Source organism: Frankia sp. AgKG'84/4, assembly GCF_023242965.2.
Lineage (GTDB): Bacteria > Actinomycetota > Actinomycetes > Frankiales > Frankiaceae > Frankia.
The window spans coordinates 1-10,814 of record NZ_JALKFU020000133.1; the positions used below are offsets into that span (position 1 = coordinate 1).

The 10,814-nt window shown below is 71.6% G+C and carries 8 protein-coding genes; 3 read left to right on the forward strand and 5 right to left on the reverse strand.

What is annotated here, in order from left to right; genetic code table 11:
• The coding region (locus MXD58_RS11090) for a P-loop NTPase fold protein (RefSeq protein WP_250609286.1) at nucleotides 1–2,300 on the forward strand (2,300 nt) is incomplete at its 5' end.
• A gap of 327 nt (nucleotides 2,301–2,627) precedes the next feature.
• On the opposite strand, the gene MXD58_RS30260 is transcribed toward MXD58_RS11090, so the two are convergent.
• Genes MXD58_RS30260 through MXD58_RS11100 form a run of 3 tightly spaced genes read right to left on the reverse strand, consistent with a single transcriptional unit; the run spans nucleotide 2,628 to nucleotide 6,054 of the window.
• Nucleotides 2,628–2,750, reverse strand: coding sequence for a hypothetical protein (locus tag MXD58_RS30260; RefSeq protein WP_284678200.1), 123 nt, complete (start codon nucleotides 2,748–2,750; stop codon nucleotides 2,628–2,630).
• Between the two features lie 18 nt (nucleotides 2,751–2,768).
• Nucleotides 2,769–3,398 (reverse strand): hypothetical protein, encoded by a 630-nt coding sequence (locus MXD58_RS11095; protein ID WP_248841099.1) that lies wholly within the window; start codon nucleotides 3,396–3,398, stop codon nucleotides 2,769–2,771.
• Nucleotides 3,399–3,414: 16 nt separating this feature from the next.
• Complete coding sequence (locus MXD58_RS11100) at nucleotides 3,415–6,054, reverse strand: CLIPPER-2 domain-containing protein (protein ID WP_250609287.1); 2,640 nt, start codon at nucleotides 6,052–6,054, stop codon at nucleotides 3,415–3,417.
• A gap of 103 nt (nucleotides 6,055–6,157) precedes the next feature.
• Between MXD58_RS11100 and MXD58_RS30265 the strand changes: the two genes are divergently transcribed.
• On the forward strand, nucleotides 6,158–6,283 hold the full coding sequence (locus MXD58_RS30265) for a hypothetical protein (protein WP_284678201.1): 126 nt from the start codon (nucleotides 6,158–6,160) through the stop codon (nucleotides 6,281–6,283).
• Between the two features lie 21 nt (nucleotides 6,284–6,304).
• Here the strand turns inward: MXD58_RS30265 and MXD58_RS11105 are convergent, their stop codons facing one another.
• Together MXD58_RS11105 and MXD58_RS11110 are read right to left on the reverse strand one after the other, a co-directional pair.
• Nucleotides 6,305–7,195, reverse strand: coding sequence for an alpha/beta fold hydrolase (locus tag MXD58_RS11105; RefSeq protein WP_248841102.1), 891 nt, complete (start codon nucleotides 7,193–7,195; stop codon nucleotides 6,305–6,307).
• Nucleotides 7,192–8,352 carry an LLM class flavin-dependent oxidoreductase gene (locus MXD58_RS11110; RefSeq protein WP_248841104.1) on the reverse strand — a complete coding sequence of 387 codons (1,161 nt, stop codon included), beginning with the start codon at nucleotides 8,350–8,352 and terminating at the stop codon, nucleotides 7,192–7,194. Before MXD58_RS11110 ends, MXD58_RS11105 begins: the two co-directional genes overlap by 4 nt.
• 294 nt (nucleotides 8,353–8,646) lie before the next feature.
• On the opposite strand from MXD58_RS11110, the gene MXD58_RS11115 reads away from it, so the two are divergent.
• Nucleotides 8,647–10,814: type I polyketide synthase (locus MXD58_RS11115; RefSeq protein ID WP_250609288.1), on the forward strand; the 2,168-nt coding region annotated here is incomplete at its 3' end.

Consider the following 10,814-nt stretch of genomic DNA (forward strand, 5'->3'; position numbering starts at 1 on the left):
GCGGCAACGACGGCACCGTCCGCATCTGGAACCGCGACACCGGCACCGAACACACCACCCTCACCGGCCACACCGGCACGGTCCTGTCCGTGGCGGTCACCCCGGACGGCCAGCAGATCATCAGCGGCAGCGACGACGGCACCGTACGCATCTGGAACCGCGACACCGGCACCGAACACACCACCCTCACCGGCCACACCGGCACGGTCCTGTCGGTAGCGGTCACCCCGGACGGATCGGAGATCGTCAGTGTTGGTGATCGGACGATCCGCGTGTGGAACCGGCGCAGTGGGTTGCAGGTTCGAGGGACGGCGTTGGCGGGGGCGACGCGGCGGGGGGTGCTTGCCGGGGTCCGCAGCGACGAGCCCAGCGACCACGATCTCCTCGAGGTCGAGGCTGATGTCGAGACCCTCGCGATGTTGATCGCGGCATCGGAGACGGTCCCGCCCTTGGCGATCGCGGTGCTGGGCGAGTGGGGGTCGGGGAAGTCGAGTGTGCTGCGTCAGCTTCGTGCCCGGGTCGATCGGCTGGCCGGGATGTCACTGAGCAACCCGGGCAGCAGCTCGTTCGTGTCGTCGGTGGGCCAGATCGAGTTCAATGCCTGGCACTACAGCGACGGGCAGGTGTGGACCGGAATCATCGAGCATCTGTTCACCGAACTCGCCACCGACCGGGCGGCGGGCACGCCGTCGGCCGATCCGGCGGGCAGCCGGGCTGAGCGGGAGCGCCTGCGCGCCGAGACGGTCCGGTTGGAAGCTGCCCGCACTCGGCTGGACGCGCAGATCAGCGCGGTGGACGCCGCGCGTTCCGCGCATGGCCGACTCGCCGGGCTGGGCTCGCCGGGTGGCTTCCTGCGGGCGGGACGCGCGGCGATCCTTGGCCTGGCCATCGACGTCCGGACAGGAATGTGGGCTCTCGCCGGCTGGGCGGTGCTGCTGGCCGGGGCGGCGGGCGCGTGGTGGTGGGCCGGTCCGTGGCTGCGGACGGCCGGGACGGTCCTGGCCGGGTTGCTCGCGCTCGCCCCGGTCGCCCTCGCCCGTCGGATCCACCGGTGGATGGTGTCGTTCACCGACCGGGAGCGACGCCGTCTGACCGCGGCGAACGACCAGGTCCAGCAGGATCTCGCGGATACTCGGGCGCGCCTGGCCAGGGTCGACGCGGCGGTGGCCCTCGCCGATGTTCTCGACCGGCTCAGCACCGGTAGCGCTTATCAGAACTACCGGGGTCTGGTCGGCCAGATCAGCGCCGACCTTGACCAGCTCGAACGCGCCCTCACCGCCGCCCGAGCCCAGTGGCAGACCACCGGCAGTGCGGCCAAGCCGCCGCCGCTGGAACGGATCATCCTCTACGTTGACGATCTCGACCGCTGCCCCCCGCAACGTGTCGTCGAGGTACTGACCGCGGTCCACCTGCTCCTCGCCCGCCGGTTGTTCGTTGTCGTGGTCGCCGTCGACGCCGCCTGGCTGCGCCGCAGCCTGACCACCCATCACAGCGGCCTGTTCGGCAACGCCGACGGCACCGACGCGGGTCGAGCGGTCACTCCGGTGGACTGGCTCGACAAGATCTTCCAGATTCCGTTCGCGTTACGCCCCATGGGCACCACCGCCGCCGCCTACCTGTCCGCGCTCCTCCCGGTCCCATCGCAACGCGCACCGCGACCCACAGCCCCGACCCCCAGGCCCAGCCCGAGCGACCAGCCCGGCCCCGGCACCGGCCCGGGGCCGCGCGGTCCAGCGCCCGCACCATCCGGCAGGGTCCGTCCCCCAGGTGCCGACGACCCGCTAGGCAGGTTCACCGACGAGCGCCTGGCTGGACGCCAGGGGACAGCCATTGCGGACCTGCGGCCCGCCAGCCTTGAACTCACCGACGGTGAACGAACCGCGATTCCCCTCGTCGGTCCGCTCCTGATGACCCCCCGCGCGGGCAAACGACTGGTCAACCTGTACCGGCTGATCCGCATCGGCGTGCCCAACGCCGATCTCACCGCGTTCACCGCCGGGCCTCACCACGCGGCCCTGCTGCTCCTGGCCGTCACCGTCGGCCATCCCACCCTGGCCCCGCCGCTGCTCAACGCCCTCGCCGCCAGCACCGACGACCCCGACATCGTCGCGTTCCTCCGCGGCAAACCCTGCGGGGACGACCACGCGCCCGGCTGCGACATCGTCGCCGACCTGGTCGAGACAATTCGTGGGGCGGGAACGGCCTTCCACGGCGACCTGGCCACCTACCGGCAGTGGGGACCCCGCATCGCCCGACACAGCTTCCACACCGTCGGCCTCGTCCAGCCGCCCAGGCCGTAGCCCGGCGGAGGTGGTGGGTGCGTCACCGCTGGTGCGAGCGGGTGCAGCGCGCGGATTGGGACCAAGTGGAATCCGGTCGCCGGCGGACTGGATCCGCGAGCCGGCCAGCGGGGTCAAGCCCTGTCACTTCAGGTGATGTTCCGAGCCGTGTTCGACGCTTACCGCGACGCGGTCCGGGCGTACGCGGTGCGCCGGGTACCGGTTGACGAGGTCGAGGATGTCGTCGCGGAGGCGTTCGTCGTGGTTCGTCTGGCGATGCAGCCCCGCAATCCGGTCGACGGCAAGGTGCCTGATCGGGTCCTCGCGGTCCGGGCCGCGATGGCATCCCTACGCGAACGTGATCGTGAAGTACTGATGCTCGTCATGTGGGATGAGCTGACCCACGCTCAGGCGTCCGCAGACACCGCCGCCCCTCCCGCCAGGGCCGGAGAACTCGACCTGCCCGGCCACGCCGCCTCCCCCGTCCCGTCACCTCGCCCGGCGCCCGTGGTCCCGCCCGTCGTCGGCGACCGGCGGCTCGGGGCTGGGCGCGCCGGCGAGGAGGTTCTCGGCCTTCGTGCGGAGGCGGACGATCAGCGGTGGCGCGGCGGCCTCCCGCCGCGCGGCCCGCGCCGCCTTCTTCGGGGATCGGCCGTAGAACCAGTGGTCCCAGGGCGAGTTCGGCCGGGCGAGCCGGACACTCCCGACCACCGCCAGCGGAATCAGGAACACGCCCAGCAGCGCCATCCCGTACTTGCCCTTCAGTAACGTCGCGACCACCAGCAGCACCCCGACCACGATGTCCGCCACCACGACCATCCGGACTGCCCATTCCTGGCCCCGCATATCGTTCACGCCCAGTGGCGAGAAACCAAGCAGTACGCAGCCCATCAACCCGGCCGCGAGCAGTACCGCGTTGACCGAGGCCCGCCCGGCCTGCTGCCAGTAGACATCCTCCAGGTGCAGGATGAGCGCGAACTCGTCCAGTACCAACGCCGCCCCGATTCCCACCACCACCCCGGCGACCTCCCGCCACGGCGCGTGCGGCGGCGTCCCGACCGCGAGCAGACCGCCGCCGATCAGCAGCAGCGTGCCCGGCACGACATGGTGCACATGCATCCCGCCGGCGGAGACGTTACGAAAAGGGCCGTGCCCCGCCCGGATAAGCCGCACGATCGTCCGGGTGACCAGGAAAGTCAGCAGAAACGCCACGAGACACAGCAGCAGCGGCTCCTTTCCCGGCTCCGCGATGTTTCGTTCCCACCATCCCGCCACGCCTCCATCCTCGTCCCTTTTCCCCCAACCGGCGGGCTGCGCCGCGTCGCAGGCTTCTCCACGGCGCTGACGGCATCGAACCCGCAACGACTACTGGTGGTGGCGGCCGACCGGTGAAACCGGTCGGGAGAACGTGCGCCCAAAGCACCCTACGAGGTCGTGGACCCGATACCGGCGGACCTGGCGGACCTGGCGGACCCGGCGGACCTGGCGGACCTGGCGGACCTGGCGGACCCGCGGGTCCGCGGGGGCCTGCGGGGCTGGGAACGTACGGGATGAAGGTGGCGGCTGGGTTGGACCGCAGCCGCCCGGAGAAGCCGGTCAAGGTCCAGTCCGCCACGGCGGACTCGTGATAACCGCCGGAGCCGACGGTCGCCGTGGTCGTTGTCCGGGTCGCCGTGCAGATCATGTTCCCGCCCGCGGCGAGAGTGCTCCGCGGGCAGGTGGGGTTCGGGCCGAGGGTGGAGTCCGTGCGAAGACCCACCACCGTCAGCGGCGTGTCGCCGACGTTCGTCACCAGGTAGAGCACAGTGATCGTCTGCCCGACGCCGGAGAACCCGACCTGCCCCGTCCACATCGTCAGGTCGAGCTGCTGGCGCGGGCTGGCCAGCGCGCTCGGATTGGACACCACCGTCTGGCCGAGCGCGGTGGTACCACCCGCCCACGCGCTGTTGACCACCTGGCCGGCCTGGACGTCCGCGGCGGTGGCCGAGTAGGACGCCGCGCAGATCATCCACTCGCCCGGGGGGAGAGTGCTGGTGGGGCAGTCGACCCGGCCGACGCCGGCGAGCACGTCGTTGACGACCACGTCCGTCAGCCGGACACTGCCGCGGTTGGTGACCCGGTAGGCGTACGCGAGCTGGTCACCGGCGGCCCGGAAGGGTCCGTTCGTCAGCGACTTCGCGATCGTCAGCTGTGCCGCCGCGGGACGGACGAGCAGTCGGCGGGCCGGGGCGGAGACGACTGGCGGGCCGGTGTCGCGGCTGCCGGTGGCCACCGCGGTGGGGGCGACGTAACCGCGATCGACGTCCGCCTGGGTCGTGACGTAGCTCGCGGTGCAGTGCGTCACGGCGCCGGCGGAGACCGGGATGGCGCAGGTGGCCGGGGAAACGCCGGGCAGCGCGTCGGTGATGGCGATGCCGAAGAAGGTCACATCGGTGCCGTTGATCACCGCGTAGTCGATGGTGATCCGCTCCCCGGCCGCGCGGAACGCGCTGGTCGAGGCGGTGACCACCAGCTCGGCAGTGCCGCGGTGGTTCGTTCGGGCGGTCGCGATCGCGGGGGCGGAGACCACCGGCCGGTAGCCGGTGGTGTGCCCGATCGCGACGGCGTTGGAGAAGATCTGGCTGCGGTCCTGGTCCTCGAAGAAGGTGCGGTGCTGGGCCTCGCAGAAGAACGATGCGCCAGGGGCAAGGATGCGCGCCCCGCAGTCACCCGGATGGTCGGGCAGCGTGTCGATGAGGCCGACGTCGTTCAGCGGCTCGTCGCCGGTGTTGTGGACCACATAGTGGATCCTGACGCTGGAGTAAAGGCCGTAGCTCTCCGGCGTGATGGCACTAATCACCGAAAGTGATGTTCGGCCGAAGGGCGGCGGCCCCGGCGGGGCCGCGGCGTACGGGGTCCACACGGTTCCTGCCGGAGACGCGTAGCTCCTGGCCTGCGTGCCCGGTAGGGAGACATCCCCGAGCACCCGGACGACCCGCTGGGTGCGGAGCGGATCGTAGCTGCTGAGGTCGTAGCGGTCGGTGACGATGAGGAGTTCGCAGTCGGTCGCCGCGCCCGGTGCCAGCTGGGCCGCCTGACACGATGAGCTGTCACCCCGCGTCGCCGACAGGTGCAGGTTACGCACCGGCAGGGCGCCGCTGTTCGTCACCCGGAAGTCGTAGAACAGTTGCTGACCGATGATGGAGTACGACGGCGGCTGGGAGATCACCTGTACGGCCAGCTCGGCGGTGGCCGTGGAGGGGACGGTGGTCGTCGCGCCGGCGGAGATGGTCGGGGTGCCGTCCGGTTCACGCGCGGTCGCGGTGGCGGCGCTGTCCGCGGACCGGTGCTGGAGATCGCTCAACGTGGTGGCGCCGGTGCCGGCGCAGTACATCGTGGCGCCGGCGGCCAGGTTCGTTCCCGGGCAGGCAACGGTCACGCCGGGCCGGGTCTCCCGTACGGCGAGGCCGGTCAGCGGCGTCGAGCCGGTGTTGACGATCCCGTAGGTGTAGTGCAGCGGCTGGCCGACGGCGGCGATCGAGGTCTGCGCGACAACGGCCCCGAAGACCAGGTCCTGGCTGAGGTTGAGGATCGACGAGGCGCTGCCCGGCGGTGAGACCACCGGCTGCCCGGCCGCGGTGAAACCGGTCGCGACGGCGGTCAGTCCGATCGTGCCGGCGGTGACGTCGGCAACCGTGGTGGTGTGCCGAACGCCGCACCCAGCGCCGGCGTGGGCGGCCAGCTGGGTGAAGCGGCAGACTGCCGGCTCGAAACCGGAGCGGGCCAGCTGCACCACGACGTTGTGCAGGGCGACGTCACCGCTGTTCTATACGGCGATGTCGAAGGTGAGTGGGCTCCCCGCCGCGCCGTAGGTAAGGGACCTCGTCGATACGGACACCGTGAGGGGGAACGTCGGCGTCACCGCGCTCGCCCCCACCGCCGTCGGCAACCCCAACACGCTCGCGGCCAGTGTCACCGCGGCCACCACCGCCACCCGAATCGGCACCGGCCAGCACGCCAAATAATCACCCTTCACATCGAGATGATTACATACAGTAGCAAGAAGCGGTGTGGTCCTCTTCGGCGTGTCGCCGCAGCGGCGACAGGTGTCTCGCGACCTCTTCGGGATGTTCCAACGCCGGCAGATGGCCACAGTCCGCGATCTCCACCCGCCGAGCGCCCGGAATCGCCGCGGCATAGGCCGCCGCGTGTGCCGCTGGCAGAATGCCGTCGCGGTCTCCACGGATCACCACGGTGGGCGCCTCGATCTGGCCAAGTCGTTCCCGTAGCCGTGGATCGTGCAGGTACGGGTTCCAGCCGATCCGCGCGGTCGCTTCCATCGCCCGGAACAGGTGCAGCGGCAGCGCGAGTGGATCGGCGGGGCTTTCGGCGGCGTCGTCATCGGCGGCCAGGGCGGGGGCGAGGTGCGCCGGGAAGTCCGTCGGGCGGGCGAGCAACCGGGGCAGCAGCGCGTCGTCTTCGGCGCCGAAGATCTGGAAGATCGGGGCGCCCTCGACTCGCAGTCCCAAGGGGGCGAGCAGGGCGAGTGCTCGCACGCGCTGCGGGAACCAGACGGCGATCTCGGCGGCCAGCCAACCGCCGAGGGAGCTGCCCACCAGCACGGCGCGGTCCACCTCGAAGCGGTCGAGGATGCGTCGCAGGGTGAAGACGACATCGGCGATGTTCTGCCAGGTGGTGACCGGGTCCGACTGGCCGAAGCCGGGCAGTTCCGGCGCGATGATCTCGAAGCCCGCCGCCGCGAGGGCGCCGAACACCGGTAGCGCGCCGACCTCGCCGAACGGGGAGTGCAGATACACCAGCGGGACGCCCTGACCCAGCCGGACGTACCGGATGCCGATCCCGTCAACCTCGATGCGCCGCAGGGTGGCGCTGGGACCGGCGCCGTTCGGCTGGGGGCCGGTCGTCGGCGCGGTCATACGAGCGTCTCCGGCCAGACCGGCGGGGTGGCGAACTCGGCGCGCAGCTTCGGCATCACCTGTTCGGCGAACAGCGTCAGGTTGGCCCTGGTCAGGTGGGCTGGCAGGCTGCCGAGCTGGAACAGGCCGAGCAGATTGCCGACGCCGAGCCGGCGGATCAGGTCGGCGAGCTTCTCGGCGACGGTGTCCGGACTCCCGACGATGGCATAGGAGCCCGACACCACCGTCTCCCAGTCGGAGACCCCGAGCAGGTATTTCGACGCGTTCTCCATCAGCCGCACGGCCGACTGCACACTTTGATATCCGGGCGGCACGATCTGCACTCCGTTCAGCAGCTTCCGGGCGAAGTACCAGAGGTGCTCCTCGTACTCGGCGCGGGCCGCGGCGTCGGATTCGGCGACGTAGATCGGCAACAGCAGACCGAGGTTCTCGGGCGCCGGGTCCCGTCCGGCGGCCAGCCAGATCTGCCGGAAAGCCGCGTAGTTCCGTTCGAAGACCGAGGAGTGAAAGAAGGGTAGTCCGACGTAGGAGAACCCGCGGGCGGCGACGAGTTCCATCGTTTCCAGGGAACCCAGGCCCGGGATCCAGACCGGCGGATGTGGCTGCTGCAACGGCCGCGGCCAGGGGTTGACGTGGGGGATCTTGTAGAACTCGCCGTCGAACTCGAACGGGCCTGGTCTGGTCCAGGCCTGGACGACGAGGTCGAGCGCCTCGGCGAAGCGGCGCCGCGCCTGCGCGGGGTTCACGCCGGAGGAGTAGTACTCCGGGCCACCGCCGACGACCATGCCCGCGATCAGCCGGCCGCCGGTGACCACGTCGAGGACCGCGAACTCCTCGGCCACCCGGGTCGGCGGGTTGTACAGCGGCAGGGCGTTGCCGATCACCGCGATCTTCGCCCGCGAGGTCCGCCGGGCGAGCAGGGCCGCGAACAGGTTGGGGCTCGGCATCGACCCGTAGGCGGTCTGATGGTGCTCGTTGACCACCAGCCCATCGAAACCGACCTGCTCCGCGTACTCCAGCTCGTCCAGATACCGGTTGTACAGGTCATGGCCGCGCCCGGGGTCGTAGAGCCCGTTCGGCACGGTTATCCAGGCCGAGCCGCCGTAGTCCGCCGGCAGATACGGCCACGGCATCAGATGGAATGAGAAGATATCCATGCGCTCCTCCTGACAGCCGACACCTCGATCAACGTGTGGGGACGGCCAGGGACAACTCAGTCGCCGACACCTTCCCGGGCACCTGCCGACCGTAGCATTTCAATCGCCGCCCGATCCGACATTTCCCCGTCGGGAAAGCAGCCAGAAACAATCCGACAACACTTATCCGGTCCTTTAGCGAGGCAAAAGCGGTTCCAAGGCGACACCACCTAGCCTGGTTTTCGGCCCAGGAAGTGTGCGGTTCACCGGGCGAAGACCGGTTCCGCGCGTTCGTGACAAGGGGGCGGCACAGCGATGAACACCGGATCAACCGAGACAGCGCGAGACAACGACCCGGCGTGGGGCTCCACCGACTCGATTGCCGTGGTGGGGCTGGCCTGCCGGCTGCCCTCGGCGCCCGATCCGGCGGCGTTCTGGCGGCTGCTGCGGGTCGGCGGCGACGCGGTGGACCGCGGCGCGTCGGTGCCGCGTCGGCTCGGGACCCGCTTCGCCGCGCACCTCGACGATGTCTACGGCTTCGATCCGGAGTTCTTCGGAATCGCCCCCCGGGAGGCCACGCACCTCGACCCGCAGCAGCGCCTCGCCCTCGAACTCGCCTGGGAGGCGGTCGAGGCGGCGGGTCAGCGCCCCGCCGACCTGGCCGGCAGCCGCACCGGCGTGTTCCTCGGAGCCATCACCAGCGACTACGCCACCCGGCTGCTGCGCGCCGGTGAGGACGCGATCACCCGCCACACGCTGACCGGGCAGAGCCGGGGCATCATCGCCAACCGCGTCTCCTACGCGCTGGACCTGGGCGGCCCCAGCCTGACGGTCGACGCGGCCCAGGCATCGTCGCTGGTCGCGGTGCACCTCGCGGTCGAGAGCCTGCGACGCGGGGAGAACGATCTCGCCCTCGCCGGCGGCGTGCAGCTCAACCTGGCGCCGGAGAGCACCCTGACCGCCGAGCGGTTCGGCGCGCTGTCCCCCGACGGCCGCTGCTTCACCTTCGACGCCCGGGCCAACGGGTACGTCCGCGGCGAGGGTGGCGCGATCGTCCTGCTCAAGCGGCTGTCCGCGGCCCGGGCGGACGGTGACACGGTGCACGCGGTGATCCTCGGCGGCGCCGTGAACAGCGACGGTGCCACCGCCGGGCTCACCCTGCCCAGCGCCGACGCGCAGGCCCGGGTCCTGCGCGAGGCGGCCCGCTCGGCGCGGGTCGATCCGCACGAGATCCAGTACGTGGAGCTGCACGGGACGGGCACGGGGGTCGGCGACCCGATCGAGGCCGCGGCGCTCGGCCGGGCCTACGGCAGCGGACGGGACGCCGCCGCGCCCCTGCTCGTCGGCTCGGCGAAGACGAACGTGGGGCACCTCGAAGGCGCCAGCGGCATCGTCGGCCTACTCAAGACCGTGCTCGCGATCTCCCACCGCGAGCTGCCCCCGAGCCTGAACTTCGTCACCCCGAACCCGGACATCGACGTCGACGAGCTGCGCCTGCGGGTGCACACCGCGCACGGCGCCTGGCCGGCCACGGACCAGCCGCTGGTCGCCGGCGTCAGCTCCTTCGGGGTGGGCGGCACGAACTGCCACCTCGTCCTCGCCGAACCGCCGGCGCCCACCGCCACCACGCCCGCACCAGGCCTACCGCCGTCCACCCGGGAGGCGTCCGCGCCCACGGCCGATGGCGGGCCGCGGCCGATGCCGTGGCTGCTGTCCGGGCGGGACGAGGCGGCGCTGCGAGCCCAGGCCGGACGCCTGCATGACCTGCTCGCCCCCGGCGCGGATCTGGCCGGCGCGGGCCCGACCGGCGACGGGGAGACGGCGCGGTTCGACCCGGCTGACGTCGGCCACTCGCTGGCGACGACGCGCACGGCGTTCGGGCGGCGCGCCGTCATCGTCGGTTCCGAGCCCGCCGAGTTCCTGGCCGCGCTGCGGCACCTGCGCGACGGTGGGCAGGCCGCGGGCCTGGTGACCGCGCGGCCGGGCGGCGTCGACGCGGCCGGTGGTGTCGTGCTGGTCCTGCCCGGGCAGGGGTCGCAGTGGGCGGCCATGGCCCGCGAGCTGCTCGCCACCTCGCCGGTGTTCGCCGAGCACATCGCCGCCTGCGCGGGGGCACTCGCCCCGCACGTCGACTGGTCGCTGCTGGAGGTGCTCCACGGCGAGGTCGGGGCGCCGTCGCTGGAGCGCGTCGACGTCGTCCAGCCGGTGCTGTTCGCCGTCATGACATCGCTGGCGGCGCTGTGGCGCTCGTTCGGGGTCCGCCCGGCCGCCGTGATCGGGCATTCCCAGGGCGAGGTCGCCGCCGCCTACGTGGCCGGGGCGTTGTCGCTGGCCGACGCGGGCGCGATCATCGCGCGGCGAAGCCGGGTGCTGGCCGGGATCTCGGGCAGCGGCGGGATGGTGTCGGTCCCGCTGCCGGCCGCCGCGGTGCGCGAGCACCTCGGGGACGACGACGCGCTCGCGGTGGCGGCGGTCAACGGGCC

Bases quoted from the DNA above. Each gene is read 5' to 3' on its own strand.
- MXD58_RS11105 (WP_248841102.1), bottom strand. From the start codon at position 7,195: ATGACCGCGCCGACGACCGGCCCCCAGCCGAACGGCGCCGGTCCCAGC.
- MXD58_RS11095 (WP_248841099.1), bottom strand. From the start codon at position 3,398: ATGCATGTGCACCATGTCGTGCCGGGCACGCTGCTGCTGATCGGCGGC.
- MXD58_RS11110 (WP_248841104.1), bottom strand. From the start codon at position 8,352: ATGGATATCTTCTCATTCCATCTGATGCCGTGGCCGTATCTGCCGGCG.